This window comes from Mycobacterium simulans (genome assembly GCF_900232995.1).
Classification (GTDB): domain Bacteria; phylum Actinomycetota; class Actinomycetes; order Mycobacteriales; family Mycobacteriaceae; genus Mycobacterium; species Mycobacterium simulans.
This window is the reverse complement of the sequence record NZ_OCVX01000004.1, coordinates 366,401-393,266: the sequence shown is the minus strand read 5'-3', so window position 1 is coordinate 393,266 and position 26,866 is coordinate 366,401. Positions and strand designations below refer to the sequence as shown.

General features: G+C 65.6%; 24 protein-coding genes and 1 pseudogene. 11 read left to right on the top strand and 14 right to left on the bottom strand.

Annotated elements, in window-relative coordinates:
- Nucleotides 1–34 precede the first annotated feature (34 nt).
- Entirely contained in the window at nucleotides 35–1,807 is a 1,773-nt protein-coding gene (locus MSIMFI_RS17900) for an SDR family oxidoreductase (protein ID WP_191498463.1), read from the top strand.
- Nucleotides 1,808–1,810: 3 nt separating this feature from the next.
- Here the strand turns inward: MSIMFI_RS17900 and MSIMFI_RS17895 are convergent, their stop codons facing one another.
- The 3 genes from MSIMFI_RS17895 to MSIMFI_RS17885 all read right to left on the bottom strand — a co-directional run bounded on the left by MSIMFI_RS17895 (nucleotide 1,811) and on the right by MSIMFI_RS17885 (nucleotide 5,076).
- Complete coding sequence (locus MSIMFI_RS17895; RefSeq protein ID WP_191498462.1) at nucleotides 1,811–2,155, bottom strand: aminopeptidase; 345 nt, start codon at nucleotides 2,153–2,155, stop codon at nucleotides 1,811–1,813.
- Nucleotides 2,156–2,268: 113 nt separating this feature from the next.
- The gene (locus MSIMFI_RS17890) at nucleotides 2,269–3,828 is read right to left on the bottom strand and encodes a leucyl aminopeptidase (protein ID WP_191498461.1); all 1,560 of its coding nucleotides are present in this window, start codon (nucleotides 3,826–3,828) and stop codon (nucleotides 2,269–2,271) included.
- Between the two features lie 132 nt (nucleotides 3,829–3,960).
- Complete coding sequence (locus MSIMFI_RS17885) at nucleotides 3,961–5,076, bottom strand: adenylate/guanylate cyclase domain-containing protein (protein WP_186243647.1); 1,116 nt, start codon at nucleotides 5,074–5,076, stop codon at nucleotides 3,961–3,963.
- Between the two features lie 42 nt (nucleotides 5,077–5,118).
- Here MSIMFI_RS17885 and gcvT point away from each other — a divergent pair, with 42 nt between their 5' ends.
- Nucleotides 5,119–6,231 carry a glycine cleavage system aminomethyltransferase GcvT gene (gene gcvT / locus MSIMFI_RS17880; RefSeq protein ID WP_191498460.1) on the top strand — a complete coding sequence of 371 codons (1,113 nt, stop codon included), beginning with the start codon at nucleotides 5,119–5,121 and terminating at the stop codon, nucleotides 6,229–6,231.
- A gap of 54 nt (nucleotides 6,232–6,285) precedes the next feature.
- On the top strand, nucleotides 6,286–7,404 hold the full coding sequence (locus MSIMFI_RS17875) for a branched-chain amino acid aminotransferase (RefSeq protein ID WP_191498459.1): 1,119 nt from the start codon (nucleotides 6,286–6,288) through the stop codon (nucleotides 7,402–7,404).
- On the opposite strand, the gene MSIMFI_RS17870 is transcribed toward MSIMFI_RS17875, so the two are convergent.
- The 5 genes from MSIMFI_RS17870 to MSIMFI_RS17850 all read right to left on the bottom strand — a co-directional run bounded on the left by MSIMFI_RS17870 (nucleotide 7,401) and on the right by MSIMFI_RS17850 (nucleotide 11,970).
- A complete protein-coding gene (locus MSIMFI_RS17870; RefSeq protein WP_224770302.1) occupies nucleotides 7,401–8,807 on the bottom strand; it encodes an MFS transporter in 1,407 nt (468 codons plus the stop codon). The two genes, MSIMFI_RS17875 and MSIMFI_RS17870, sit on opposite strands and share 4 nt — an antisense overlap.
- Before the next feature lie 114 nt (nucleotides 8,808–8,921).
- Nucleotides 8,922–9,662, bottom strand: a complete 741-nt coding sequence (locus MSIMFI_RS17865) for an adenosylcobinamide-GDP ribazoletransferase (protein ID WP_191498458.1) — start codon at nucleotides 9,660–9,662, stop codon at nucleotides 8,922–8,924.
- Complete coding sequence (cobT, locus tag MSIMFI_RS17860) at nucleotides 9,659–10,708, bottom strand: nicotinate-nucleotide--dimethylbenzimidazole phosphoribosyltransferase (RefSeq protein WP_191498457.1); 1,050 nt, start codon at nucleotides 10,706–10,708, stop codon at nucleotides 9,659–9,661. Before cobT ends, MSIMFI_RS17865 begins: the two co-directional genes overlap by 4 nt.
- Nucleotides 10,705–11,241 (bottom strand): bifunctional adenosylcobinamide kinase/adenosylcobinamide-phosphate guanylyltransferase, encoded by a 537-nt coding sequence (locus MSIMFI_RS17855; protein WP_191498456.1) that lies wholly within the window; start codon nucleotides 11,239–11,241, stop codon nucleotides 10,705–10,707. Before MSIMFI_RS17855 ends, cobT begins: the two co-directional genes overlap by 4 nt.
- A 27-nt stretch (nucleotides 11,242–11,268) precedes the next feature.
- Nucleotides 11,269–11,970 carry a DUF3043 domain-containing protein gene (locus tag MSIMFI_RS17850; protein WP_191498455.1) on the bottom strand — a complete coding sequence of 234 codons (702 nt, stop codon included), beginning with the start codon at nucleotides 11,968–11,970 and terminating at the stop codon, nucleotides 11,269–11,271.
- A gap of 161 nt (nucleotides 11,971–12,131) precedes the next feature.
- Between MSIMFI_RS17850 and MSIMFI_RS17845 the strand changes: the two genes are divergently transcribed.
- Both MSIMFI_RS17845 and MSIMFI_RS17840 read left to right on the top strand, forming a co-directional pair.
- Nucleotides 12,132–13,208, top strand: coding sequence for a glycerate kinase family protein (locus tag MSIMFI_RS17845; RefSeq protein WP_191498591.1), 1,077 nt, complete (start codon nucleotides 12,132–12,134; stop codon nucleotides 13,206–13,208).
- A gap of 103 nt (nucleotides 13,209–13,311) precedes the next feature.
- The gene (locus tag MSIMFI_RS17840) at nucleotides 13,312–13,668 is read left to right on the top strand and encodes an iron-sulfur cluster assembly accessory protein (RefSeq protein ID WP_186243640.1); all 357 of its coding nucleotides are present in this window, start codon (nucleotides 13,312–13,314) and stop codon (nucleotides 13,666–13,668) included.
- A gap of 47 nt (nucleotides 13,669–13,715) precedes the next feature.
- On the opposite strand, the gene MSIMFI_RS17835 is transcribed toward MSIMFI_RS17840, so the two are convergent.
- Nucleotides 13,716–14,411: an Rv0361 family membrane protein gene (locus MSIMFI_RS17835; RefSeq protein ID WP_186243639.1), complete on the bottom strand. Its 696-nt coding sequence runs from the start codon at nucleotides 14,409–14,411 to the stop codon at nucleotides 13,716–13,718.
- Between the two features lie 204 nt (nucleotides 14,412–14,615).
- On the opposite strand from MSIMFI_RS17835, the gene MSIMFI_RS17830 reads away from it, so the two are divergent.
- Nucleotides 14,616–15,590, top strand: a complete 975-nt coding sequence (locus MSIMFI_RS17830) for a carbohydrate kinase family protein (protein ID WP_191498454.1) — start codon at nucleotides 14,616–14,618, stop codon at nucleotides 15,588–15,590.
- A 66-nt stretch (nucleotides 15,591–15,656) separates the two neighbouring features.
- Here MSIMFI_RS17830 and asnB read toward each other — a convergent pair whose 3' ends face one another.
- The gene (gene asnB, locus MSIMFI_RS17825) at nucleotides 15,657–17,615 is read right to left on the bottom strand and encodes an asparagine synthase (glutamine-hydrolyzing) (protein ID WP_191498453.1); all 1,959 of its coding nucleotides are present in this window, start codon (nucleotides 17,613–17,615) and stop codon (nucleotides 15,657–15,659) included.
- 190 nt (nucleotides 17,616–17,805) lie between these two features.
- On the opposite strand from asnB, the gene ctaC reads away from it, so the two are divergent.
- From ctaC to MSIMFI_RS17805, 4 genes and pseudogenes are all read left to right on the top strand, one after another.
- The gene (gene ctaC, locus MSIMFI_RS17820; protein ID WP_191498452.1) at nucleotides 17,806–18,870 is read left to right on the top strand and encodes an aa3-type cytochrome oxidase subunit II; all 1,065 of its coding nucleotides are present in this window, start codon (nucleotides 17,806–17,808) and stop codon (nucleotides 18,868–18,870) included.
- A gap of 8 nt (nucleotides 18,871–18,878) precedes the next feature.
- Complete coding sequence (locus tag MSIMFI_RS17815; RefSeq protein ID WP_085253500.1) at nucleotides 18,879–19,298, top strand: cytochrome c oxidase subunit 4; 420 nt, start codon at nucleotides 18,879–18,881, stop codon at nucleotides 19,296–19,298.
- A gap of 166 nt (nucleotides 19,299–19,464) precedes the next feature.
- Nucleotides 19,465–20,288, top strand: a pseudogene (locus MSIMFI_RS17810) (MmpS family transport accessory protein).
- A complete protein-coding gene (locus MSIMFI_RS17805) occupies nucleotides 20,288–20,929 on the top strand; it encodes a DUF2561 family protein (RefSeq protein WP_186243635.1) in 642 nt (213 codons plus the stop codon). Before MSIMFI_RS17810 ends, MSIMFI_RS17805 begins: the two are co-directional and overlap by 1 nt.
- 221 nt (nucleotides 20,930–21,150) lie before the next feature.
- On the opposite strand, the gene qcrB is transcribed toward MSIMFI_RS17805, so the two are convergent.
- The 4 genes from qcrB to ctaE form a co-directional block, all read right to left on the bottom strand.
- Nucleotides 21,151–22,809 (bottom strand): cytochrome bc1 complex cytochrome b subunit, encoded by a 1,659-nt coding sequence (gene qcrB, locus MSIMFI_RS17800; protein WP_191498451.1) that lies wholly within the window; start codon nucleotides 22,807–22,809, stop codon nucleotides 21,151–21,153.
- Complete coding sequence (gene qcrA / locus MSIMFI_RS17795; RefSeq protein ID WP_191498450.1) at nucleotides 22,806–24,071, bottom strand: cytochrome bc1 complex Rieske iron-sulfur subunit; 1,266 nt, start codon at nucleotides 24,069–24,071, stop codon at nucleotides 22,806–22,808. Before qcrA ends, qcrB begins: the two co-directional genes overlap by 4 nt.
- The gene (qcrC, locus tag MSIMFI_RS17790) at nucleotides 24,068–24,910 is read right to left on the bottom strand and encodes a cytochrome bc1 complex diheme cytochrome c subunit (RefSeq protein WP_186243632.1); all 843 of its coding nucleotides are present in this window, start codon (nucleotides 24,908–24,910) and stop codon (nucleotides 24,068–24,070) included. Before qcrC ends, qcrA begins: the two co-directional genes overlap by 4 nt.
- A gap of 73 nt (nucleotides 24,911–24,983) precedes the next feature.
- The gene (gene ctaE / locus MSIMFI_RS17785; protein WP_186243631.1) at nucleotides 24,984–25,595 is read right to left on the bottom strand and encodes an aa3-type cytochrome oxidase subunit III; all 612 of its coding nucleotides are present in this window, start codon (nucleotides 25,593–25,595) and stop codon (nucleotides 24,984–24,986) included.
- A gap of 87 nt (nucleotides 25,596–25,682) precedes the next feature.
- Between ctaE and trpD the strand changes: the two genes are divergently transcribed.
- Nucleotides 25,683–26,795 carry an anthranilate phosphoribosyltransferase gene (trpD, locus tag MSIMFI_RS17780; protein WP_191498449.1) on the top strand — a complete coding sequence of 371 codons (1,113 nt, stop codon included), beginning with the start codon at nucleotides 25,683–25,685 and terminating at the stop codon, nucleotides 26,793–26,795.
- Nucleotides 26,796–26,866: the final 71 nt, after the last annotated feature.

Below are 26,866 nucleotides of genomic sequence, written 5' to 3'. Positions count from 1 at the left end.
AAGGCAGACGCAAGTCGCGCGTGGCGGAGGTTTGATGCCGGCAACACAGCAAGCACCCCAACAGTTCGTCGACAGCGCGGACGGCGTGCGTATCGCGGTATACGAAGAAGGCAATCCGGACGGCCCGACGGTGGTCATGGTGCATGGCTTCCCGGACTCGCATGTGTTGTGGGACGGCGTCGTTCCGCTGCTGGCGGAGCGGTTTCGCATCATCCGCTACGACAACCGCGGAGTCGGCCAGTCGTCGGCGCCCAAACCCGTCGCAGCCTACGCCATGGCACGTTTCGCCGACGACTTCGACGCAGTCATCGGCGAGCTCAGCCCCGGGGGGAAGGTACATGTGCTGGCCCATGACTGGGGCTCGGTGGGTGTGTGGGAGTACCTGAGCCGCCCAGCTGCCAGTGACCGGGTCGCCTCGTTCACCTCGGTGTCAGGTCCAAGTCAAGATCAGCTGGTCAATTATGTTTTCGGCGGCCTGCGCCGGCCGTGGCGCCCACGAACCTTTGTCCGGGCGGTCAGCCAGGCACTGCGGTTGAGCTACATGGTGCTGTTCTCGATACCGGTGCTGACACCGCTGCTGCTGCGCGTGGCGCTGTCCAGCGCTGCCGTCCGGCGCAGCATGGTCGACAACATTCCCAGCGACCAGATCCACCACTCCGACAACCTGGCCAGCGATGCCGCTCACTCGGTGAAGACCTACCCCGCCAACTACTTTCGGTCCTTCTCAGGGAACCGCCGTACGTCCATCGTCGATGTGCCGGTGCAGCTGATCGTCAACACCAAAGATCCATATGTGCGGCCCCACGGGTACGACGAGACGGCGCGCTGGGTGCCTCGGCTGTGGCGGCGCGATATCAAAGCCGGGCACTTTTCGCCGATGTCGCACCCGCAGGTGATGGCGGCTGCGGTACGTGACTTCGCCGATCTGGCCGAAGGCAACCGGCCAAGCCGCGCCCTGCTGCGTGCACAGGTGGGCCGCCCCCGTGAATATTTCGGCGACATGCTGGTGTCGGTCACCGGCGCAGGCAGCGGCATTGGCCGGGAGACCGCGCTGGCCTTCGCGAGGGAGGGCGCCGAGGTCGTCATCAGCGATATCGATGAGGCCACCGTCAAAGAGACAGCCGCCGAGATCGCCGCCCGTGGTGGAGTCGCGCACGCGTATGTGCTGGACGTGTCCGACGGCCAGGCGGTTGAGGCGTTCGCAGAGCAGATCAGCGCCGAACACGGCGTCCCCGACATCGTGGTCAACAACGCGGGCATCGGCCAGGCGGGCGGCTTCCTGGACACTCCAGCCGAGCAGTTCGACCGCGTGTTGGATGTCAACCTTGGTGGTGTGGTCAATGGCTGCCGGGCATTTGGTCGCCGTCTGGTCGAGCGCGGAACCGGCGGGCACATTGTCAACGTGTCGTCGATGGCGGCTTATGCGCCGCTGCAATCGCTGAGCGCGTACTGCACCTCCAAGGCGGCGACATACATGTTCTCTGACTGTTTACGCGCCGAACTCGACGCCGCGGACGTTCGCCTGACCACGATCTGCCCCGGCGTCATCAACACCAACATCGTCCAAACCACGCGCTTCGACGCGCCCGCCGGAAAGGACGACACGGTCGAAGGGCGGCAAGGGCAGATCGACAGAATGTTCAGGCTGCGCCACTACGGTCCGGACAAGGTTGCCGACGCGATTGTGTCCGCCGTTAAGAAAAACAAGCCGATTCGGCCGGTTGCGCCCGAGGCCTACGCGTTGTACGGCATATCCCGGGTACTGCCGCAGGCGTTGCGCAGCACTGCGCGCATGCGCGTGATCTGAACGTCAAGCGCTCGTCGTCGCACCTTCAGTCCGCCGCACGAGCAGTGCGCTGGCTATCCCGACGACTCCGATTACTACCAGCGGCACGGTCCACATTCGTCGGCTGGACACTGACGACTGGCATTGAGCCACGAAGTCGGTGTGCGGAATGATCTCCTTGAGGATGGGGATGTTCGCCCCGCTCTTGTCGTTGGCGCTCCGGGCCGCGGAAAGATCGGTGGCTATCCCGTTTCCGCAGGACACCGTCCCGCCGTTGTCGTTCGGCACCGACACCGGCGCCAACAGTCCGATCACACCGGCTAGCAGCAGCACCGCACCAACGGCAATGATTAACCGTCGCATTGTCACAGTGGCATGGTTAGCCGCTGCATGTAGGGGCTAAACCCCCGCCGCGATCGCCCCGCTGGCGTGACGCTGGCATATCAGCATCAGCTCAGCGTGACACTCGGCGTGTGCCCGGCTCAGCCGTTCTCGACGATGTCCTCAAGCACGGCAAACATGGTGCGGGTCGGCACGCCGGTGGCCCCCTTGGGTGTGTAGCCCCACGCGCTGCCGGTGTTGTACGCCGGCCCGGCAACGTCGATGTGCACCCAGTCCACCGAATCGGCGACAAATTCCCGCAGGAACACCCCGGCCACCAGCATGCCGGCGAAGCGCTGCCCACTCACGTTGGCCAGGTCGGCCACGGTGGACTTCAGGTCGTCCTTGAGTTCGTCGGGCAGCGGCATCGGCCACGCGTTCTCACCCACCCGCTGCGAGATCGCCGCGACCCGGTCGCGAAACTCGTCGCTGCCCATCACGCCGGGTATGCGGGCGCCCAATGCAACCGTCTGCGCTCCGGTCAGTGTCGAAGTTTCGATCAGGTAGTCCGGATTGTCCTCGCAGGCCCGAACGATGGCGTCGGCCAAGATGAGCCGGCCCTCTGCGTCGGTGTTGAGCACCTCGACCGTGGTTCCGCCGTACTGCGTCAGCACGTCGCCGGGCCGCTGCGCCGTCGCCGAGGGCATGTTCTCGGCCATCGGCACCGTGGCGATCACGTCGATTGGCAGCTGGCGGCGTGCGGCCAGCGCCACGGTCGCGATGACCGCGGCCGCCCCGCCCATATCGGAGGTCATGTGGTGCATCGACGCCGCGGGCTTGATCGAGATGCCGCCGGTATCGAAGGTGATGCCCTTACCGACCAGGGCCACCTTTATAGCCTTTTTCGGGTTCTTTGCCAGCCGCGATCCTGAATGGATCAGCCGCACCAGCCGCGGCGGCCGCGACGACCCCTGGCCGACGCCGATGATTCCGCCATATCCAGCCTTCTGCAGGGCCTTGTCGTCGAGCACCTCCACTTCAAGGCCGGCGGATGCACCTAAAGCCTTTGCGCGCCTTGCGAACTCGGCGGGAAACAGATGACTCGGTGGAGTGTTGACCAAGTCGCGTGCGGCGGCGACGGCGGTCGCGATAGCCTCGGCATGCGCGCTCTGCTGCTTGGCGTCTTTGGCGCTCGATAACACGGTGATTTTGCGCAGCCCGGCGTCTTTCGGCGCGGTCTTGGCGCTGCGGAAGGCGCTGTACCGGTAGCTGCCCAGGATTAACCCCTCGACGGTGGCAGAACAGATGCCTTCGCCGGGCAGCTCTGCCAGCGTGGTGATCACCGCCTCGGCGCTGCCCAACGACCGCGCGGCCACGCCGGCGGCACGACGGACCGTGTCGGCTGGCCACTCGTAGCGCGGCTTGCCGAGCCCGATTGTCGCCACGTTGGCTACCGGCAGCGACGGCACTACCAGCCGGTGCACCTGTTCAGTGCTGCCGGTGGCGTCCAGCGCCCGCAGGCCGGCCTCGATCTCTGCCACCGCATCGGCGGGCAGGAACGGCTCCGCGGAGGCAACGACCGCACCTGGCTTGTCGTCCTCGCCGGTCGACACGACCGGCACGAGCAACACCGATGAACCGGCGCCGCGCTTTGGCAGCGATGTGGCGACCCTGACGGAAGGGATGACGGAGGGGGATCGGTAGCCCGGTTCGGTTGTCACGGGGACTCACCCTAGTCGGGTCCAGTCGGGCGACGTTGCCGGCCGCGTGAGCGGCCGGAGGAGGAGCCCGACAATTCGGCCCAGTCGGGCGACGATGCCGGCCGCGTGAGTGGCCGCGGCCGGGCTGGGGGTTCAGCGCGTGGCGTCGCTTCCGGGTCGGCTGGTACGCAGGTCGAACGCGGTCACTGGGCTGTCAAAACCCTTGAGGGACAATGGGCCACACGCGGCCGCGGGCCAGTCCGGCAATTTGTCATGCAGCTCCGATGCCGCCAGGATCTGCCCTGGCTCCGCGGCCGCCACGAGGCGTGCCGCGAGGTTGACCGGGTTACCGAAGTAATCTCCGTTGATGGCCAAGACCGTGCCGTGTGCGAGACCGGCACGGACCTGGAGTCCTGCTTCGCGCGCCCGCGGATGATCGACCAGATCAGCGGCCGCCTGGACCAACTGCTCGGGTGCCTGGCTGACCCACATGACCGCGTCGCCGATGAACTTCACCACCCTGCCGCCGTCGGCATGCACCACGTCTGCAACGGTGGCACCAAATTCGGTAAGCAAGTCCGACAACTGGGCGGGCGTGAGCATTTGGGTTAACGCGGTAAAGCCGGACAGATCGGCAAAGCCGATGCCGCAGTTCACCCGCGCCGACGTGTCCTGAATGACGCCCTCGAAGTAGGTTCGGGCGCTGGTCAGATGATGCCGGTGCACGATGTCGATCAGGGCCCCGATGCGCGGCACGAACTCGGCGACCGAGCGGTATGCCTGCGCGGTGGCGAGTTCATCGTGGGTGTAGGTCATCTGGATGTCCGGTGTCCCGGCGCGGATCATCGTCGACTCGGCCTCCGCGAGCCGCGCCATGGCGGCGCCCAGGACCCGCAGCAGGCCGAACGCGCCGTCCTCGCCCACCACCGACTTGACCGCGACCCAGGTCTCAAGGGCGTCAACGTCGGCCTGGCTCAGCACCGGGACATCGGGACCGGCGACCGTCAGGCCCAGCAGTGCCCAGGCATGTGCAACGTCATCGGCCGACAAGCCGAGTCGGTCCGCCGCGGCTTGCAGGGTGTAGATCGGGCGTCCCGACCATTGCAGGACGTCACCAGCCAGCCCGAACAGCCGGCCGCGGCTCTCTGCCTCGGCCATCTCCTCGAGCGTGAAACCAAGGTCGTCGAGGTACTTGATCAGATCGGCCCGCTCGCGCGGGTTAGCGATTCCTGCTGCTTCCAGTGCATCGAAATCCAAGGAATCGGACACCTACCAAAGTGTGCCAGCACCCAGTGATTAGGGTGGGACGCCGTGAGCGTTGCGTCAGATCTGCTACAGGGGCCATTGGAAGATCGTCATCGCGAGCTGGGCGCTAGTTTCGCCGAGTTCGGCGGCTGGCTGATGCCGGTGTCATACGCCGGCACCGTCAGCGAGCACAACGCCACCCGAAACGCCGTCGGCCTGTTCGACGTCAGCCACCTCGGCAAGGCGTTGGTCCGCGGACCCGGTGCCGCCCAGTTCGTTAACTCCGCGCTCACCAACGACCTAAGCCGCATCGGGCCGGGTAAGGCGCAATACACGTTGTGCTGCACCGAATTTGGCGGCGTTATTGATGATCTGATCGCCTACTACGTCGATGACGACGAGATCTTCTTGGTACCCAACGCCGCCAACACGGCCGCTGTGGTCGCCGCGTTGCAAGCGGCCGCGCCGGCCGACCTGTCGATCACCAACGAGCATCGCTCCTATGCGGTGCTCGCGGTGCAGGGGCCACGGTCCACCGACGTGCTCGCCGCACTGGGACTGCCAACGGGCATGGACTACATGGGCTACGCCGATGCAACGTACTCGGGCGTGCCGGTGCGCGTCTGCCGAACCGGCTACACCGGAGAGCATGGCTACGAGCTGCTCCCGCCCTGGGAGTCGGCGGGGGTGGTGTTCGACGCGTTGGTAGCCGCAGTGTCCGAGGCGGGTGGGGAGCCCGCCGGCCCGGGCGCCCGCGACACCCTTCGCACCGAGATGGGCTATCCGCTGCACGGACACGAACTTTCGCTCGACATCTCGCCACTGCAGGCCCGCTGCGGCTGGGCAATCGGCTGGAAGAAGGATGCTTTCTTTGGCCGCGACGCACTGTTGGCCGAGAAAGAGGCGGGGCCGCGGCGCCTGCTGCGTGGTTTGCGCATGGTTGGCCGCGGTGTGTTGCGGCCCGGTCTGACGGTACGTGCCGGCGACGCTGGGGATGTTGAGGTCGGAGTCACCACGTCGGGGACGTTTTCGCCGACCCTGCAGACCGGCATCGCGCTGGCGTTGATCGACACCGATGCGGAAGTGGAGGACGGCCAGCAAATCACCGTCGACGTCCGCGGCCGCGCGGTGCAGTGCGAAGTTGTGCGTCCGCCGTTCGTGGAGCTGAAAACGCGCTAACCGACCCGGGTCACGTGGCAAAAATGCGTTCGCACACGCATATACAATCGACCCATGACCAGCGGCTCCCTTGAGTTCACGGTTTCCCGCGCGGCAAACCCGGCTACCGAGGGCGAGCGGGCAGCGATCCTAAAGGACCCTGGGTTTGGCAAATATCACACTGACCACATGGTGTCGATCGACTACAGCTCGCCGGATGTGGGAGGCCAGGGTTGGCACAACGCAAGGGTCATTCCGTACGGACCGATTGAGCTGGACCCGTCGGCGATCGTGCTGCATTACGCACAGGAAGTGTTCGAGGGGCTCAAGGCCTACCGCTGGGCGGACGGGTCGATTGTGTCGTTTCGCGCCGATGCCAACGCAGCAAGGTTGCGTTCGTCGGCCCGGCGGCTGGCGATTCCCGAATTGCCGGACGCGGTTTTCATCGAATCCCTATGCCAGCTGATCGCCATCGACAACGCCTGGGTGCCGCGGGCTGGCGGTGAAGAGGCGCTTTATCTGCGGCCGTTCATCTTCGCCACCGAGCCGGGACTCGGAGTGCGACCGGCCAAGGAGTACCGCTACCTGCTGATCGCCTCGCCGGCGGGCGCGTATTTCAAGGGCGGGATCAGTCCGGTCAGTGTCTGGGTGTCAACGGAATACGTGCGGGCGAGTCCGGGCGGCACCGGTGCGGCCAAGTTCGGCGGCAACTACGCAGCCTCGCTGCTGGCGCAGGCCGAGGCCGCCGAAAACGGTTGCGACCAAGTGGTATGGCTGGATGCCGTCGAACGCCGCTACGTCGAAGAAATGGGCGGGATGAACATCTTCTTCGTGCTCGGCAGCGGCGGCTCGGCGCGCCTGGTCACCCCCGAGCTGTCTGGCTCACTACTGCCCGGCATTACGCGGGATTCGTTGCTGCAGTTGGCAATTGATGCCGGGTTTGCGGTTGAGGAGCGCAAGATCGATATCGCCGAGTGGCAGAAGAAAGCCGCCTCCGGTGAAATCACCGAGGTGTTCGCGTGCGGCACCGCCGCCGTGATCACCCCAGTCGCTCGGGTGAAGTATGGCGACTGTGAATTCACTGTCGCCGATGGCCAACCGGGCGAAGTGACAATGGCTTTGCGCGACACCCTCACCGGGATTCAACGGGGTACCTTTGCCGACACCCACGGTTGGATGTCGCGGCTGGGTTAGGAAACCACGGCGACAGCGGCTGCAGGCACCGGCCGAACCGGCTCGGGATGCCAACTGTCCCAAGCACGTCGGAACTGTCCGCGGTGGACGCGACCGGAGCCGTTGATGGTTCCGAGCACGAGCACACCTGGTTCGCGACGCTGCAATCGCAACGATCGGGTGCGCGCGGGCTCCGCGGCTGGCCCAGGTGCGCGGAGAGCAGCAACGGCGGCGACGACGGAGAGTATCAACACAATGACAACCGGCCAGACCGTTGCGTGCTTCTGGGCGATCACACCCAGAACAGCTCCCACCAGTGTCGACATGATCGCGACCAACGTCGACCCGAAGCCGATCAGCGTAGCCCGGTGTTGCTCGGCGGCGAACACGCTGATCCACGAAACCGATGCGGCGACGACCGGCTGAGCGGCCACCGTCGCCAGCAAGAAAACCGTGCCGTACGCCCACATGTGGTACCACTGGCCGCACAACTCCGCCACGATGCACAACCCCGCGCCGGCCATGCTGAGCAGCGCACTGCCCAGCAGCATGCCGCGCACCCCGAACCTGCCGTAGACCTTGCGCCACAACAGCGAGCCGGTGACCAATCCGATGCTGGTCAGGACCACCAACACGTGCAAACTGCCGACCCTCTGGGCGGCCCGCAGGCTGTAGAAGGTGGTCCCCATGCAGATCGGAGCGAACAACAGATAGGTCGCCGCGTACCGGCCAAACCACCGCTCGGACCGCGCCACCGCGAAGCCCTGCCGGTAGATGTCCCGCAGCGGCGGTCGTGTGGTGGTGAAAGCGGTCCGCATCGGACCCACGAGCAACGCTGCGATACCGGACACCATCAGCGCCGCGGCGCCCATCCACAGCAGATCGCGGTAATGGGCCATCTGATCGCCGTTAGCCAGCATGGGCACAATCACCAGTGAGACGCCGGTGGCGAGCGCCGACCCGGCTGCACCCTGAGTGAGGAACAATTCGCCCCGGCGTGACGGGGGTAGCTTGCTCGAGATCATGTCGGTGTAGGCGACGGTGGAAATCCCGACCACGACTCCGGCGACCCCTGCCGTCAGCAGAAACACGAACGCGACATGCACACCGGTCCAAGGGATTACAGCGTCCCACGCAACCAGCGTCGCCATGGTCGCCGCAATTCCCGCCAGCAACAGGTGCCGCATCTGGCCCACGCGCTGCAGGACTGCTGGCGATATCGAATTCCCAACGATAGAGCACATTGCATACACCGGAAATATCAGCCCGGCCGCCCAGGTAATGCCTTGGTGCGCACAAATGAATGGCAACACCACGGCGCCGTTGCTCAGCTGCGTCCCGGTGCTGTAGAACGTACCCTGGGTGACCAGTCGCCTGAATGGACTTTTCTGGGCCGAGGCGTCCGGTGCCAGAGTTGCGAGCATAACGAAAACGTTAAGGCTGCTGAGGGGCCAAAACAATCCTCCAATTGGAATCGATCGGTGGAATTGCTTGTCCTCCGATTGGGGGACTCCAGAATTAGCCGCATCGGCCCAAAGCTAAAAGCGGGCCAGCGCCGCCAGCAATATTAAATTCATTGTCGTAGTCAGCTCAATCGCGGCGCCCAGCACGTCGCCGGTAATGCCGCCGAAGCGGCGCACACAATGCGCGACCAGGACGGCACCGCAGAAAACCGCTACCAGCACCGCTATGGGTCCCTGCCATAGCTGCGGACCGGCCGCCAGCGAAACCGCGAGCAGCGCTGCGAGCCAGGCCGCCACCACCGGGGCGGGCTGGGTACCTGCGACGCGGGCGCCCAGGGCGCTGCCCGCGGCTACCGGCACCGACCGGCGACAGGCCAGCACCGCGGTGACCCGGCCCGCGAAAACGGCAACGACAATTCCCATCGTGTCGACTATCGAGAAGGCCAGTCCCTGCAACAGGACGACCAAGACAACCGCCGCCACCCCGAACGGACCGCTCGACCCGTCGCGCATCACCGCGAGCGCGCGCTGTGGTGGCCCGTAGCAACCCAGACCGTCGGCGGTATCGGCAACACCGTCGATGTGGATGCCGCGCGTTGCACCCAGCAGCACCGCCACGGTGAGCACGCCGCTTAGTGGACTCGACGGGCCGAACGCGAGCGCACCGGCCCAGGTGACGGTCGCCGCCAGCACACCCAGCACGGCACCGACCACGGGCAGCGCGGTCATGGCGCCGCGTCCCATGCCAGTAGCACCGGAGCCGGGCACCGGAACCACCGTTGCGAAGGCGAAAGCTGTTGCCAGCGAACGCATCACGATACGGACGGGGTCGAGACGCCGGCTTCTGAGAAGGTGGTCATCGATGACAGCGACGCCACCGCAGCGCGCAGTACCGACACTGCGACCGTCGCACCGGTTCCCTCGCCCAGGCGCATGTGCAGGTCCAGGATCGGGTCCAACTGCAAAGCCGCCAGGGCCAGACCATGACCTGGTTCGGTGGAGCGGTGACCGGCTTGCCACCACAACCGGGCGCCGGGTGCCAATCGCTCGGCGACCAATGCCGCGGCCGTCACCGCCATGCCGTCGAGCACCAGCGGGGTACGCCGCACCGCGGCCTGCGCGCAGAAGCCCGCCATCGCCGCCAAGTCCGCACCGCCGCAGCAGCGCAACAATGCGACCGGGTCAGGCAGCAGCGGGCGCACCCGAAACAGGGCATCGCGCACCGCGGCCGTCTTGCGGGCCCAGCCGGCGTCGTCGATACCCGTGCCGAACCCCACGACGGCGACCGGCTCCGCCTCCGTCAGCGCCGCCACCAGAACCGCGGCCGCGGTGGTGTTTCCGATCCCCATGTCGCCGGCGATCAGCAGGTCAGCGCCACCGTCGACCTCTTCGTCGGCGATCTGCTGGCCAGCCGCGATCGCCGCGGCGGTCTCGTCAACGGTCAACGCGTCCTCGGTAGCGATATCCCCGCTGCCGCGTCGCACCTTGTGCGCGCCGATCTGTGCGGTCAACGGGTCGGCGTCCACCGCCAGGTCAGCCACCCGGACCGTTGCGCCCGCGACGTCGGCCAGCGCGTTGATCGCCGCGCCGCCGCCGTCGATGTTGGCGACCATCTGGGCGGTCACTTCCGGCGGGTACGCCGACACCCCGGACCGGGCCACACCATGATCACCGGCGAACACCACTACCCGGGCACGCTCGAACTGCCGCGGCGGACACCGATGCTGGCAGGACGCGACCCAGACCGACAGGTCCTCGAGGCGGCCAAGCGAGCCGCGCGGTTTGGTCAGGGTGTCCTGGCGGGCCCGGGCGGCTGCTGCGGTGCTCGCATCGGGCGGCGACACTGGCGCGAATCCGATCATGTTGCCGACGGCTTGATCGCTACGGCCTGCCCAGCCACCACCAACACCACCCGGTCGCACAGCGCAGCCACCTGCTGATTCAGGCTGCCCAGCTCGTCGGCGAACCGGCGCCCGGATGCGGTCGCCGGCACGACCGTCAGCCCGACCTCGGGGCTGACCAGCACCAGCGTCGACCGGAACGCGGCAACCGTGGCGAGCATGTCTCGGACGGGAGCCTCGACGGACCCGTTTTCCCAGGCCCGGTGGTGTTCGAGCGTGCTGGTCAGCCATGCGCCCAGATCGTCGATCAGCGTCGGGACGTCCGGTGATTGCTGCAACTGGGCGGTGATGTCATCGGTTTCGAGGGTTGACCAGTGTCGGGGACGACGGTTCCGGTGCTTGGCGATCCGTTGCGCCCACTCCGGGTCGGCCTGGGCGCATAGCCCGGGGGCCAGATAGCGGACCGGCTCGCCGGGTGCCAGTGATTCGGCGATGGCTTCCTCCGCCCATCGCGACTTGCCTGATCTGATGCCGCCGAGTACCAGGGTGCGCACCGCGGTCAGACGGCTTTCCGGCGAGTCTTAGCCAACATTGGCGCCGCGCTCGACTTGGGGGCGCGGCGCCCGCATGCGGCGCATCTGCGATGCCCGGCCCGCGGCGTAAATGCCTAGCTTCCAATGGCTTTCGGTGTTATCCGGGAACTTCGCATCAACCAGCTTGCCAACTTTGCGGCCCAAAATGATCCCATCGATCGTCATCAAGGCCATTAGCACCAACATCGCGGGCGACATGTAGAACTGCAGCTGCGGGACGGCGAACATGACGAACAGCAACGCCAGTGCCGACGGCATGAACAGGCCGAGCACGTTGCGCCGGGCATCCACCACGTCGCGGACATAACGCTTTACCGGACCCTGGTCACGCGGGAGCAGATAGGCCTCCTCACCGGCCATCATGCGTTCCCGGCGTTCCGTCATCCGGGCCCGGCTCGCGGCTTTTTCCGCCCGGCGTTCCTCGCGGCTGAGTTTCGGGCCGGCCAGCGTCTTGCGCCGCGCCCGTGCCTCGGAGGCGGTCATCGGTGCCGGTACGGCGGGACCCCTTCTGGTGTTGCGCCTGGCCTCGCTGCGCTTGGGTGTGGGCCGACCCTTGGGCCCCGTCTTCCGAACCCCCTGAGACGCTACGGACGCATCATCTGCAGCCGGCCCGGAGCCGGCACTGTCGTCGCGTGCGGTTGGCGCGTCGGCGCCTTCTTCATGGCCCTTTTTTCGGCCCAGCAGCTTCACAGTCGCCAGGTTACTTCGCGGGCGGCAGCTCGCCGGAACTATGCCGGGGGTTACGCAACGCCAGCATGCGTGTTGGCCCTAGGCTGCGTGTAATGGACGGCTCGCTCGCCTCGGATGCCGCTGCCGATGGCCTCGCGCCCGGCCGGCTTCAGCTGCCTGCGATGCGGGTGCTGGTGGCACCGGATTGCTACGGCGACAGCCTATCTGCCGTCGAGGCGGCGGCCGTCATAGCGACCGGCTGGACCCGGTCACGACCAGGCGATACGTTCATCGTCGCCCCCCAGTCCGACGGCGGGCCCGGCTTCGTGGAAGTGCTACGCAGCCGACTGGGCGAGTCGCGGCGGCTGCAGGTGTCCGGCCCGCTGGACACTATGGTGGACGCCGAGTGGGTGTTTGACCCGGCGTCGGCCACGGCATACCTGGAATGCGCACAAGCGTGCGGCCTGTCGTTGCTGGGCGGCCCGCCGTCGCCCGAGACCGCTTTAGCGGCGCACAGCGGGGGAGTAGGCCAGCTCATCGCCGCTGCATTGCGGGCCGGGGCGCTGCGAATCGTGGTCGGCCTGGGAGGGACTGCGTGCACCGACGGCGGACGCGAGATGATTGCCGAACTCGGCGGCCTCGACGCTGCCCGCCGCCAGCTGGCCGAAGTCGAGCTGATCGCCGCCTCGGACGTCGAATACCCGCTAGTGGGGCCATGGGGCGCGGCCAGGGTGTTCGCTCCGCAGAAGGGCGCCGACGCGGCCACCGTTGCAGCGCTGGAAGCTCGCCTCGGGGCATGGGCAGTGGAACTGGATGCCGCCGCCGGACGGGCCGTGAGCGCCGAGCCGGGCGCGGGCGCCGCCGGTGGTATCGGGGCGGGGCTGCTTGCACTGGGCGGCCGGTGTGAGTCCGGTGCGGCGATCATCGCCGAGCACACCCACCTTGCCGACGACCTCGCCGATGCGGAGTTGATCGTCACAGGGGAGGGCAGGTTCGACGAGCAGTCGCTGCACGGAAAGGTGGTCGGCGAGATCGCGGCTGCGGCCCGCCCACTGGGAATTCCGGTGATAGTGCTAGCCGGGCAGGTGGTTTTGGATAAATCCGCGGCGCGCTCGGCGGGCATCATGTCGGCCCTGTCCATCGCCGATTACGCGGGTTCAGTGGGGTTGGCGCTGGCCGACGCCGCCAATCAGCTCATGGGTTTGGCATCTGAGGTTGCCGCACGACTCGGGAATCGCGGCGGTGCAGGGTACCGTTGATCAGAGTGGATTTTCCCCAGGAGCAGATCGCAAAGCGGATTCCCGCCCAGATTCGATTCCAGCTTGGCGGGCCCACACAACACTGAGGCATGTAGGAGAAGCAATGACGGTGCAGAACGACTCGAGCGCCACGACCCACGGCGTGATCCTGACCGAGGCCGCTGCCACCAAGGCGAAGGCCCTGCTGGACCAGGAGGGCCGTGACGATCTAGCGCTGCGGATCGCTGTTCAGCCCGGCGGCTGCGCGGGGCTGCGCTACAACCTTTTCTTCGACGATCGCACGCTGGACGGGGACCTGAGCGCGGAGTTCGGCGGTGTGACATTGACGGTGGACCGGATGAGCGCGCCCTATGTGGAAGGTGCATCGATCGATTTCGTCGACACGATCGAGAAGCAGGGCTTCACCATCGACAACCCGAACGCCACCGGCTCCTGCGCGTGCGGGGATTCTTTCAACTGACCACGTAGCTTGTGCTGGACGGGGCTGGGCGTGTCGTCCCGGCCCCGTTAGTACTGTCCGGCGGTGCGCAGCACGTAGGAACACACCAAGACTTGGCCGCGCTGGAACAGCAACTGTGCGACGCCTTGCACCTGACCCCGCGGCGGGCCGCCGGTGGCAGGCGTTACCTGCATGGTGAATAGCACCTGAGCCTGGTATGGCGACCAGTACACAATCTTGTCGATCGAGGTCACATCGACCTCCGAGAACTGCTTGCGAAACGCGTCGCTGCTCAGCTTGGCAAGCGCTTGATCGGAGCGCTTGTCCTTCACGCCGTCGTAGATGCCGCACAGCGCATTGCGGACGATGGTGTCGATGTCTTTGTGCACGAGCGCGTTCAAATACCCCTGTATCGCCGTCTTGGCCGATCCCTCCGAAAATGTGCCTCCGGTATTGGCCCCGTTGGTGCGGACCCCGTACACGATTGCCGCAGTCAGGCCCGCTACCAGGACTATGGCGAGCAGGGTGCCGATGAGTAGCCGCCTGGGCTGGCGCTTCGGATATGGCACGGGTGGTGGCACGGGACCGGGATAGCCGGTTGACTGGGACGCCGGGGTGCCCGCCTGCGTGGTGGGAAAGGATGGTTCGGTGCCGCCGGGATGGTCGGGAAAGTCGAAGGTCTGGGGCTTGTCCGACCCGGACCCGGGGTAAGGGTTTGGTCCGTCGGCGCCGACGGCAGGGTTCGGCGAATGCGGACCGGCCATCGCTGTTCTCCTACGCTGGTGTCTGATGCAAGTAGCGGACGACTAGGGGTTGCCGCTCCATCAGGGAATTCCGGCAACCAGGTGAGCTCTCTAGGCAGGCTAGCGCAATAGCTGCCGACGACCTGTGAATGCGACGCAGCGTTGGTCGTCAGGATGAGATCCGTGAGAAGCTAGACGACCTAGAGAATGAAGGGCGGAAATTTTGTGACGATTGCGGTAACCGGTTCCATTGCGACAGACCACCTCATGCGGTTTCCAGGCCGCTTTTCCGAGCAGCTGCTCGCCGAACACCTGCACAAGGTGTCGCTTAGTTTCCTGGTCGACGACTTGGTGGTACACCGCGGCGGGGTGGCCGGAAATATCGCCTTCGCCATCGGCGTGCTCGGCGGTGACCCCGTGTTGATCGGTGCGGCCGGCGCCGACTTCGCCGACTATCGCGACTGGCTGCAGAAGCACGGCGTCAATTGCGACCACGTGCTGATTTCAAAGACGGCGCACACGGCGCGTTTCGTGTGTACCACGGACACCGAGATGGCCCAGATCGCGTCGTTCTACCCGGGCGCCATGTCGGAGGCTCGCAATATCTCGCTGGCTGAGGTCGTATCGTCGATCGGCACGCCGGAGTGGGTGATCATCGGGGCCAACGACCCGGCCGCCATGATCGTGCACACCGAAGAGTGCCGCAAGCTTGGCCTGGCTTTCGCCGCGGACCCGTCCCAGCAGTTGGCGCGGCTATCCGGTGACGAGATTCGCCAGCTCATCGGCGGCGCTGACATCTTGTTCACCAATGACTACGAATGGGATCTGCTGCTGTCCAAGACCGGCTGGTCAGAGGCCGAGGTGATGTCGCAGATCGGACTGCGGGTGACCACGCTGGGCGCCAAGGGTGTCGATGTCGTCGAGCGCGACGGCACCACCATCCACGTCGGTGTGGTGCCCGAGACAAGTCAGACCGATCCCACCGGCGTCGGCGACGCGTTCCGCGCTGGTTTCCTGACCGGGCGCAGCGCTGGTCTGAGCCTGGAGCGTTCGGCGCAGCTGGGTTCGCTGGTCGCGGTGTTGGTGCTGGAGTCGACCGGAACCCAGGAGTGGGTGTGGGACCGAGAGGTCGCGGCCACCCGGTTGGCGGGTGCTTACGGCGACGACGCGGCTGCCGAGATCGCCGCCGTGCTGGCTTAGTTGGGCGAGCAGACGCAAAAGCCTGCGCACGCTCCGCGTGTCGCGGGCTTTTGCGTCTGCTCGCGCTTACAGCTCGACGGGGTACTCGGGCTCGCTGATCTGCGGCGCCACACTGTGCTCGACGAAGATCGCGTGCCACAGCATGAATATCAGCACCGTCCACAGTCGGCGACTGTGATCGCTGCTGCCGGTGCGGTGCTCGTCGAGCATGCGGCGCACCGCGGCGAGATCCACCAGGTGACCGGCCTGCGACGAGTTCACCGTCGAATACGCCCACTCCAGCAGCTCGCCCGCGCGTAGCCAGTGCCGGATCGGGACCGGGAACCCCAGCTTGGGCCGGTGCAGCACATGCGCCGGCACAATGGGCTCCAGCGCGCGCCGCAGTGCGTACTTGGTGGTGGTGCGGGTGATCTTGGCTTGCAGTGGCAACCGCGAGGCCACGGCGAACACCTCAGAATCCAGGAACGGCACCCGCAGCTCGAGCGAATTGGCCATCGTCATCTTGTCGGCCTTGACCAGAATGTCGCCGCGCAGCCAGGTGAACAAGTCGATGTGCTGCATCCGCGCCACCGGGTCCCAACCGGCCGATTCGGCATATATCGGCGCGGTTACGTCGGTGTGGGTCCAGTCAGACCGGAACCTTGGCAGGACGTCACGCAGCTGAGCGTCGGAGAAACTGCGGGCATTGCCGTAGTAGCGCTCCTCGAGGGTCAGCGATCCGCGGTGCAGCAGGCTCTTGCCGCGCATGCCCTCCGGCAACGGCTTGGACACCTTTCCCATCGACCGCCGCAGTGGCCGCGGCAGGTAGTCAAAGGGCTTCAGCGAAAGCGGTTCGCGGTAGATCGTGTAGCCGCCGAACAGCTCGTCCGCGCCTTCACCGGACAGCACCACTTTGACGTGCTTTCGCGCCTCGCGGGCGACGAAGTACAGCGGCACCAGCGCAGGGTCGGCGACCGGCTCGTCGAGATACCAGACGATCTCGGGTAGCGCGGCCACAAACTCGTCCGCACTGACCACCTTGGCGATATGGCGCGCTCCGATAGCCTCGGCCGAGGCCACCGCGACATCGATCTCGGAGAATCCCTCGCGCTCGAAACCGGTGGTGAACGTGATCAGCCTCGGGTTGTGCCGGATGGCCAGGGCCGCGATGGCCGTGGAGTCGATACCGCCGGACAGAAACGCGCCGACGGTGACGTCGGCGCGCATGTGCTTGGCCACCGAATCTTCCAGCACGGCCGTGATCTCGTCATAGCGCGCCTGTTCGGTGTCGGTGGTGATCGGTGTGGCGGCAAAGCGCGGCACGAAGTAACGGGTGACCTCTGGCGCCGACCCGGGCCGGATCCGCGCATAGCAGCCCGATTCCAGCCGCCGCACCCCGCGGTGCAGCGTCTCGGGCTCCGGCACGTACTGCAGCACGATGTAGTGCTGCAGCGCCCGGTAGTCCATCTCAAGGTCGAATCCGATCAGGTCGACGAGGTCCAGCAGGCATTTTTTCTCGCTGGCCACCACGGTGCCGCCGGCGCCGGTCGCCATGAACAGCGGCTTGATGCCGAACGGGTCGCGGGCGCAGAACAACTCGCGGGTGACGGTGTCCCAAAGCGCGAACGCGAACATGCCCCGCAGCCGACTGAGCACGTCGCTGCCCCAGTAGTGGTAGCCGGCGACGATCGCCTCGCCGTCGCCGTCGGTGGCGAAAACCGCGCCGTGCGTGCTGCTGAGTTCGTCGCGCAACTCCAGGTAGTTGTAGATCTCGCCGTTGAACACCAGCACGTAGCGGTCGGGTGCCTCCGGCGGACCCCACCGCAGCGGCTGATGCGAATGAGCGATGTCGATGATGGACAGGCGGTTGAACCCGAACACGGCACTGCCGTCGGCATCTGGGTCGGTCCAGGTGCCCGGCTCGTCGGGGCCGCGGTGGCGCATCAAGTGCGCAGCGCGGGCAATCGCGCCGTCGGCTTCGGCCGCGGCCGCCTCGGGGCGGCCGCGGCCCGCCGGGGCGGCGACGAAGGCCAGCAGTCCACACACGGCGCCTCAGTATGCCGCACTTGACGACGCCTAGGGATGTCGCATCCCGGCGGGTCGCGGTGACCAGGCGGTCGCCCGGTCGAGCACCGTGGTCTACGCTGCGTAGTATTCGACATCCGAGTTCGCCGACGGTTGCCGCGGGAAGCGCGCGACCCCAGTCGGCACAGCTTGTGATACAGGAGGCGCCAACGTGACACCTAGCGAGCCAAGTCGTTTCGGCGGTGCGAGCCGTGTGTCCCGTCGTCTTCGGGTGCTCGCGCTGGCCGCGACGCTGGGCGCTCTGGCCGTCACCCTGAGCGGATGCAGCTGGCAGGAAGCGCTGGCACTGGGATGGCCGCAAGGCATTACCCACGAGGGCCACCTCAACAGGGAACTGTGGATCGGGGCCGTGATTGCGTCCCTAGTCGTCGGTGTCATCGTGTGGGGCCTCATCTTCTGGTCCGCTGTGTTCCACCGGAAGAAGGAAACCGACACCGAGTTGCCTCGCCAGTTCGGCTACAACATGCCGCTGGAGCTAGTGCTCACCGTCGTACCGTTCCTGGTCATCTCGGTGCTCTTCTACTTCACGGTCGTGGTGCAAGAGAAGATGCTGCATATAGCCAAGGACCCCGAGGTCGTGATCGATATCACGTCCTTCCAATGGAACTGGAAGTTCGGCTACCAGCGGGTGAATTTCAAGGACGGCACCCTGACCTACGACGGCGCCGACGCAGCGCGCAAACAGGCCATGCAGTCAAAGCCGGAGGGCAAGGACAAACACGGTGAGGAGCTGGTTGGCCCGGTGCGCGGGCTCAATACCGAGGACCGTACCTACCTGAATTTCGACAAAGTCGAAACCCTGGGGACCAGCACCGAGATTCCCGTCCTGGTGTTGCCCGCCGGCAAGAGCATCGAATTCCAGATGGCTTCGGCCGATGTCGTGCATACCTTCTGGGTGCCGGAATTCTTGTTCAAACGCGACGTGATGCCCCACCCGCAAGCAAACAACTCCGTCAACGTTTGGCAGATCGAGGAGATCACCAGGACCGGCGCATTCGTCGGCCACTGCGCAGAGTTCTGCGGCACATATCACTCCATGATGAACTTCGAGGTTCGGGTGGTGGCTCCGAACGACTTCAAGGCGTACTTACAGCAACGGATCGACGGAAAGAACAACGCCGAGGCCTTGTTGGCAATCAATCAGGCACCTCTTGCGGTGACCACCCACCCGTTCGATACTCGCCGCGGTGAATTGGCCCCCCAGCCAGTAGGTTAGGACACTCAATGCATATCGAAGCCAGGCTGTTTGAGTTCGTCGCCGCATTCTTCGTCTTGACGACGGTGCTATACGGTGTGCTGACATCGCTGTTCGCCACCGGTGGCGTCGAGTGGGCCGGCACTACCGCGCTTGCGCTCACGGGCGGCTTGGCCTTGATCGTCGCCACCTTCTTCCGGTTTGTGGCGCGCCGTCTCGATACCCGGCCCGAGGACTACGAAGGCGCCGAGATCAGTGACGGCGCAGGCGAGTTGGGATTCTTTAGCCCGCACAGCTGGTGGCCGATCATGGTCGCGCTCTCGGGTTCGGTGGCGGCAGTCGGAATCGCGTTGTGGCTGCCGTGGTTGATCGTTGCGGGCGTGACGTTCATCCTTGCCTCGGCGGCCGGACTGGTCTTCGAGTACTACGTTGGCCCCGAGAAACACTGATCGGATCCGGGAAGGTCACAATCAGGGCATCAGTTGATCAGTGGCCAGTTCGCCAGAAGCTCTCTGCCCGGCCCGGTTGGGTAGGGTTTGCGAGGCACATCAGAATTGACCCGGCGCGCATGCAAGGATGCAGCGCTGGTGAGGGAGTTGGACAGGGTAGGCGAACATGAGCGGGCCGAATCCCCCCGGACGGGAATCTGACGACCCCGTCTCCGGCAACGAGCCCAGCGCCGAACTGGAACCTCTCAGCGACACCGCCGGCGAGCTGGACTCCGTCCGTGAGAGCAGCGAATTAGTGCTCAGAGACCAAACTGGCGAGACCGACGCGTATTCGCGTGCGTATTCGGCGCCCGAGTCCGAGCAATTTGTCAGCGGCCGGTATGTGCCTGTCGATCTGAGTCTCTACGACTACGACAGCTATGACGACTCCGACGAGGATGCCGAGAGTGCGGCCCCGCGTTGGCCATGGGTGGTCGGTATCGCGGCCATCCTGGCCGCCATATCGCTGGTGGTATCGGTGTCGCTGCTCGTCACGCACACCGGCTCCAACAAGCTGGCCACACCCGGTACCACCTCGTCCGTGCCACCGCTGCAGGACGAAATCACCACCACGAAGCCGCCGCCACCGCCGTCTTCGGCGCCACCACCACCGCACCGCCACCAGCGACGACCAGCGCAGCTGCGGCGCCGCCACCCGTCACGACCACGACGCCGGCCGGTCCGCGACAGGTCACCTATTCGGTGACCGGTACCAAGGCGCCCGGCGACATCATCTCGATCACCTATGTCGACGCCTCCGGTCGGCGGCGGACGCAGCACAACGTTTACATCCCCTGGTCGATGACAGTCACACCGATCTCGAATTCCGACGTGGGCTCGGTCGAGGCGTCGAGCCTCTTCCGGGTGAGCAGGCTCAACTGCTCCATAACGACAAGTGACGGAACCGTGTTGTCATCGAACACCAACGACGCGCCGCAGACGAGCTGCTGATGGTCGGTAGGTATTCCGCATACCGGCGCGGGCCGGACCCGGTCGTGTCGCCAGACGTTGTCGACCGAATTCTGATTGGGGCCTGCGCCGCCATCTGGCTGGTGCTCATTGGTGTGAGCGTTGCTGCCGCCGTCGCCCTGGCGGACCTGGGCCGGGGATTCCACAAGATGGCGCCGCACACCACTTGGCTGTTGTACGCCGTCATCATCGTCTCCGCGCTGATCATCGCGGGAGCCATCCCGGTGCTGCTGCGGGCTCGCCGCACGGTCCAGGACGAGCCGGTGGTTCGCTCGCGAGCTCTGCAGGGTAGTGGGGCGGGACGGCAACCCGTAAGGCTGGGCCGCGCCGGCACGCGCACCGTTGCGGAGCCGGCTCGCGCCGGGGCGGTAAAGGCGGCCGGAGCCGCGGGCGAGTGGTCCGGGGCGGCCGTGGATCGGGTCTGGTTGCGTGGGACCGTCGCGCTGACGGGCACCATAGGCGTTGCACTGATCGCAGTCGCGGCGGCGACGTACCTGATGGCCGTCGGTCATGACGGCGCGTCGTGGATCTGCTACGGGCTGGCCGGCGCTGTCACCGCAGGGATGCCGGCGATCGAGTGGGTACACGTACGGCAACTGCGCCGCGTGGTGGCTGCGCAATAGGCTGCGCAAATAGCCAGCCTTGTTCCCAGCTCAACGTGCTGTCGCCCGCGCGATATCGCGTTTGTCACAACTGCCACATGAGTCTCTGCGCCGGGTGGGTGCACATCTAGCCCAGCTCGTAGCGACACTTCTTGTCGCTACGAGGCGGGCGCGGGGAGTGGCCCGCCTGACAGGAGGCCAATGTGGCGCCTGCCACAAGAGCCGCGGACCCGATCGTCGGGCTAGTGACCCCCGTGTTCGCCGTTGGGTGACTGGCCGATGTTCTCCTGGTGCTCGCGCAATGCGGTGAGGGCACGTTGTTCCGCGGCATGCCCCGCCTCACGCAGCGCCGCATCCTCCGATGCTGGATCGGCGAACAGGAAGCTGCCTTTACCCGGCGATCCCGCTGAGCCCAACTTGTTCATTCGCTTGGGCAATGGTGCGCCTTGGTACTCCAGCGGTATCGGGTGCCCGTGATCGTCGACCGGTCCGAGCGGCTGGTGCAGTTCGATGTACGCGCCGTGCGGCAACCGCTTGATGATGCCGGTCTCGACGCCATGCTCGAGCACTGAACGGTCACTGCGCTGCAGCCCGATGCACCACCGATAGGTGATGAAGTAGACGAACGGGGGAAGCACCACCATGCCGATACGTCCGATCCACGTCGTCGCGTTCAGCGAGATGTGGAACTTCAGCGCGATGATGTCGTTCATCGCCGCGAGGGTCAGCACCATGTAGAAGCTGATTGCCATAGCGCCGACCGCAGTGCGCACCGGAACGTCGCGGGGCCGCTGCAGCAGGTTGTGGTGCGCGTAGTCGCCGGTGAACCGCTTCTCCAGGAAGGGGTAGACGATCAGCAGGGTGAAAACCAGGCCCATGATCAGGGCGACCCACACCGGGGCAGGAATAGTGTGATGCCAGAAGTAGAACTCCCACGGCGGCCAGATACGAGCCAGACCCTCCGTCCACATCATGTAGAAGTCGGGCTGCGAACCCGCCGACACCTGGGATGGCTTGTAGGGACCCAGATTCCAGATGGGATTGATCTGCAACAGGCCGCCCATCAGACCCAGCACGCCTACGATGGCCGCGAAAAAGGCGCCGGATTTGAACGCGAACACCGGCATCACTCGCACGCCGATAACGTTGTGCTCGGTGCGTCCCGGGCCGGGGAACTGGGTGTGCTTCTGGAACCACACCAACGCCAGATGCAGCCCGATCAGCGCCAGGATGATCCCCGGCAGCAGCAGGATGTGTAGCGCATACAACCGCGGGATCAGGATCGTGCCCGGGAAGTCACCACCGAAGAGCAACCAGTGCAGCCAGGTCCCAATAACCGGCATGCCCAACGTGATTGACGACAGCGCGGCGCGCAGACCGATACCGGACAGCAAGTCGTCGGGTAGCGAGTAGCCGAAGTAGCCCTCGAACATCGACAGGATCAGCAGCAGCGAACCGATGATCCAGTTGGCTTCGCGGGGCCGCCGGAATGCTCCGGTGAAGAAAATGCGGGCCAGGTGCACCATGATCGCCGCGGAGAACATCAAGGCGGCCCAGTGGTGGATCTGGCGGACGAACAGGCCACCGCGAACTTCGAAGGAGATCTCTAGCGCTGACTGGTAGGCACGCGACATCTCGACGCCGCGCAGCGGTTGGTAGACGCCGTTATAGGTGACGTCAACCATCGAGGGATCAAAGAACAGTGTCAGGTACACGCCGGTGATCAGCAGCACGATGAAGCTGTACAGCGCGATCTCGCCGAGCAGGAACGACCAATGTGTTGGGAAGACCTTGTTGAGCTGGCGGCGTAGCGCTGCCGACGGGTGGTACCGCGTATCGATGTCCTCGCCTTGGCGGGCCAGGACGTCACCGATTTTTGGAGGACTGAATTTTGGACTCATGTTGTTGTGCGCTCCCAAAATGCTGGTCCGACGGGCTCGATGAAGTCGCCGTTGGCGACGAAATACCCGTTTGCGTCGATCGTGATGGGCAGCTGCGCCAACGCGCGCGCCGCCGGGCCGAATATCGGCTTGGCGAAATGCAACGCGTCAAACTGCGACTGGTGACAAGGGCACAGGATCCGGTAGGACTGCTGCTCGTATAGCGATGAGGGGCAACCCAAGTGTGAGCAGACCTTGGTAAACGCGTAGAACTCACCGTAGTTGAAGCTCTCCTGACCCTGGCGTTTGACCACCCGGCCGACGTCCGTGGGTTTGATGCGGATGAGCATCACCGGGTTGCGGATACCCATGGCGATCTCCGCCAGCTTTTCGTGTGATTCCACCGTGGTGCCGTCGCCGTCGGACTCCCGCCAGGGGAAGACCGTCTCCATCCCGCCAGCGTCGACATCCTCGGGACGCATCTTGATAAAAGGTGGTCCGCCGTGCGAGCCGGTGGCCCGCGCTAAAAAGATGGTCTCGCCCTTGTAGCGCGGGGTCCACCCCGACGTCCACAGCACGGCCTTCTTGCCTTCCGCGGTGGGGACGACCGGCTTCCACGGGTTCTTGATCAGGCCCCCAGCAAACGCCACCAAAGTACCTAGACCGAACGCGCCCAGACCCATGCCAAGAGACAGCCCGACCAGCTTGCGACGTCGGATCGTCGAGGCCTCGAGCGCGTCGGTCAGGTTAGCCACGACGGTCTTGCGGTCGATCTCGCGAGAAGCGCCGTCGTGCCGCTCCTGGATCGTAATCTCTTCGGGAATAAACCGTTTCTGGAACAGCACCGCGCCGATGGCGATCGACAGAATGGATAGCCCGAAGGTCAGGCCATACATCGGGGTAGCGAGGGAATACAGGAAGCTGCCCGCGTCGCCGCTGGGCTTGTACTCCCATGGCCAGAACAGGAAAACCAGCAGCAGCGCGAGCCCGAAACCGCCGCCCAGCAAAAGCCACATGGCCACCCCGCGCTCGGCACGTTTCTCGGCCTTGGTGCCCTCGACAGGCCAGCGAGGTTCCTTATAGGCAATCTGGACACCGTCCAGTTTGCCGCCCAGATCAAGCAGTTCCTGGCGCGACATCGCGGCCAGCGCCGCCTCGTCCGGCTCACGGGCTGGCCCGGCGCCCTTGCCGGTGGCGGAGCCTTCGATGCGGTCGACTTCGCTCACTACGCGCCGCTCCTCCACATCGCTCTTTTGCTCTCCATCGTCGCCGGCGCGGCTCATGAGCGCGCCCCAATCCACAGCGCCAGCCCGATGGCCGCGACCATCCCGATGATCCACATCGCCATGCCCTCGGGCGCGGGTCCGAATCCACCGAGGCCGTAGCCACCCGGCGAGCGCTCCTCGGCGACGGTCCTCACGTAGGCGATGATGTCTTTCTTCGATTCGAAGGAGAGCTGGCGGTCGGAAAACTTCGGCATGTTCTGCGGGCCGCTCAGCATCGCGGTGAGGATTTGTTGCTCATTTGCGGGGCCCAGGTCGGGGGCGAACTTTCCGGAGGACAACGCCCCACCTTTGCCGGTGAAGTTGTGGCACGAGGCGCAGTTGAGACGGAATAGGTCGCCGCCGCGGCCGAGGTCGTTGCCACGCAGCGATTGCATCGCGATGCTGCCGTCGGGGTTGCGCACCACGGTGGGGCCTCCGCCGTTGGCTTGCACATAGGCGCCGATGGCGTCGATCTGTGCCTCGTCGAAGATCGGGTCCTTGCGAGCCGCCTGAGCCTCACCGCGCATGGCGGGCATCCGGCCGGTCGATACCTGGAAGTAGACGGCGGCCTCGCCTACACCGATCAGGCTTGGCCCATGGTCGGGCACGCCCTGCAGGTTTGCGCCGTGGCAGGACACGCATGAGGTGTCGAAGAGTTGTTTGCCAGTGCGCAGCATCGCCGAGGAGGACTCGTCGGCGACGGCCACCTGCGGGGTGGGGGTCAGCACAGCCGCCAGCCCGCCGGCAATGGTCAGCGCGATCAACAGCAACAATCCGCCTGACATTCGACGGCGCAGACGTCGTCGAGCGCGGGTGATCTGATCACTCCCACCGGATCGGGTGAACCTCAGTTTCAACTGGGCACTCCTGTCAATTGCTGTTCGGGTCCTGTTCGGGTCCTGTTCGGGCGGGTTCGGGAGTTACCGGCTTTCATCGGATGAAATAGATCACGGTGAACAGCGCGATCCACACGATGTCGACGAAATGCCAGTAGTAGGAGACGACGATGCTGGCGGTGGCCTGTGCCGGGGTGAATTTGCTCATCGTGGTGCGAAGCAGCAGGAAAATGAAGGCGATCAGACCGCCGGTGACGTGCAGGCCATGGAAGCCGGTGGCGAGATAGAACACGCTGCCGTAAGCGCTGCCAGGGATCGTGGTGCCGTGGCTCATCAGGTGTATGTACTCGTAGCCCTGGCCGAGGATGAAGAACAGGCCCATCAGGAACGTGATCACATACCAGCGCCGCAGCCCGAAGACATCGCCACGTTCGGCCGCGAACACACCCATCTGGCAGGTGAACGATGAGGCGATCAAGACCAGCGTCACCGGCACAGCCTGATACAGATTGAGCTCCGTCGGAGGCGGCGGCCAGTTCCCGCCGGCCTGCGCTCGCGCTGTGAAGTAGAACGCGAACAGCCCAGCAAAGAACATCAGCTCGCTGGATAGCCACACTATGGTGCCGACACTGACCATGTTGGGCCGATTCAGCGAATGCACGCGCGCCGTGATGGCAGTACCGGAGGTCCCTACAGCACTCGTCACATCCGCAAGTATGACGCTTTGTAGTTGTTGAACTCTACCCGGGTCAGAAATTCGTTCTCGCGGGTCGTGTCGTGGGACCATCGGCGCGTGGCTCCGTCATCTGAGGCTTCCGCTCCTGGGACGTCTCGCCATCCCGCAGCTGGGTCGGCGCCGTCCTGGCCGCAGGTGCTTGGTCGATTGACCGACGGGCAGGACCTGGCGCGCGGCCAGGCCGCCTGGGCCATGGACCAAATCATGACCGGCAATGCGCGACCGAGCCAGATCGCAGCCTTTGCCGTGGCCATGAAGATGAAGGCTCCCACCGCAGACGAAGTCGGCGAACTAGCCGGCGTCATGCTCAATCACGCCCGCTCGATGCCCATCGACGCGATCCTCAGGGACATCGGAGACACCGTCGACATCGTCGGTACCGGCGGCGATGGGTTCAACACGGTCAACCTGTCCACCATGGCGGCGATCGTGGTGGCGGCCGCGGCCGTGCCTGTAGTCAAACACGGCAACCGGGCCGCGTCTTCGTTGTCAGGTGGCGCAGACACACTCGAGGCGCTCGGAGTGCGCATCGACCTGGGGCCCGACCAGGTCGCCCGCAGCCTCGCCGAGCTCGGAATTGGGTTCTGTTTCGCGCCGCAGTTTCATCCGTCCTACCGGCAAGCGTCCGTGGTGCGCCGTGAGATTGGGGTGCCTACCGTGTTCAATCTCCTTGGGCCGCTTACCAATCCGGCTCAGCCCCGGGCGGGATTGATCGGCTGTGCGTTTGCCGACCTGGCAGAGGTGATGGCCGGGGTGTTCGCCGCGCGCCGGTCCAGCGTGCTGGTTGTACACGGTGACGACGGGCTCGACGAGTTGACCACCACCACCACGAGCACCATCTGGCGGGTGCAGGCCGGAACCGTGGACAAGCTGACCTTTGATCCCGCCGGATTCGGGTTTGCCCGCGCCGACATTGACGACCTGCGCGGAGGCGACGCGCAGGCTAACGCGGCCCAAGCGCGCACGGTGCTGGGCGGCGCGACGGGACCGGTCCGAGATGCCGTGGTGCTCAATGCCGCGGGAGCAATCGTCGCGCACGCCGGATTATCCAGCCGTGCCGAATGGCTGCCGGCGTGGGAAGACGGGTTGCGGCGGGCCAGCGCCGCGATCGACAGCGGTGCGGCCGAACAGCTGCTCGCGCGATGGGTGCGGTTCAGCCAGCAGGTCTAATTCGGCTTGCTCTCCGGCCAGCCGCGCCGACCGCGCCAACGCCCGGCTCTTCTACACCACCGACGCCGCCG

Excerpts from the sequence above, each read along its gene's own strand:
- MSIMFI_RS17840 (WP_186243640.1), top strand. The coding sequence starts at position 13,312 with ATGACGGTGCAGAACGACTCGAGCGCCACGACCCACGGCGTGATCCTG.
- MSIMFI_RS17805 (WP_186243635.1), top strand. The coding sequence starts at position 20,288 with ATGGTCGGTAGGTATTCCGCATACCGGCGCGGGCCGGACCCGGTCGTG.
- MSIMFI_RS17815 (WP_085253500.1), top strand. The coding sequence starts at position 18,879 with ATGCATATCGAAGCCAGGCTGTTTGAGTTCGTCGCCGCATTCTTCGTC.
- MSIMFI_RS17900 (WP_191498463.1), top strand. The coding sequence starts at position 35 with ATGCCGGCAACACAGCAAGCACCCCAACAGTTCGTCGACAGCGCGGAC.
- MSIMFI_RS17870 (WP_224770302.1), bottom strand. The coding sequence starts at position 8,807 with ATGCTCGCAACTCTGGCACCGGACGCCTCGGCCCAGAAAAGTCCATTC.
- MSIMFI_RS17875 (WP_191498459.1), top strand. The coding sequence starts at position 6,286 with ATGACCAGCGGCTCCCTTGAGTTCACGGTTTCCCGCGCGGCAAACCCG.
- MSIMFI_RS17845 (WP_191498591.1), top strand. The coding sequence starts at position 12,132 with ATGCGGGTGCTGGTGGCACCGGATTGCTACGGCGACAGCCTATCTGCC.
- qcrA (WP_191498450.1), bottom strand. The coding sequence starts at position 24,071 with ATGAGCCGCGCCGGCGACGATGGAGAGCAAAAGAGCGATGTGGAGGAG.
- MSIMFI_RS17835 (WP_186243639.1), bottom strand. The coding sequence starts at position 14,411 with ATGGCCGGTCCGCATTCGCCGAACCCTGCCGTCGGCGCCGACGGACCA.
- cobT (WP_191498457.1), bottom strand. The coding sequence starts at position 10,708 with ATGATCGGATTCGCGCCAGTGTCGCCGCCCGATGCGAGCACCGCAGCA.
- qcrB (WP_191498451.1), bottom strand. The coding sequence starts at position 22,809 with ATGAGTCCAAAATTCAGTCCTCCAAAAATCGGTGACGTCCTGGCCCGC.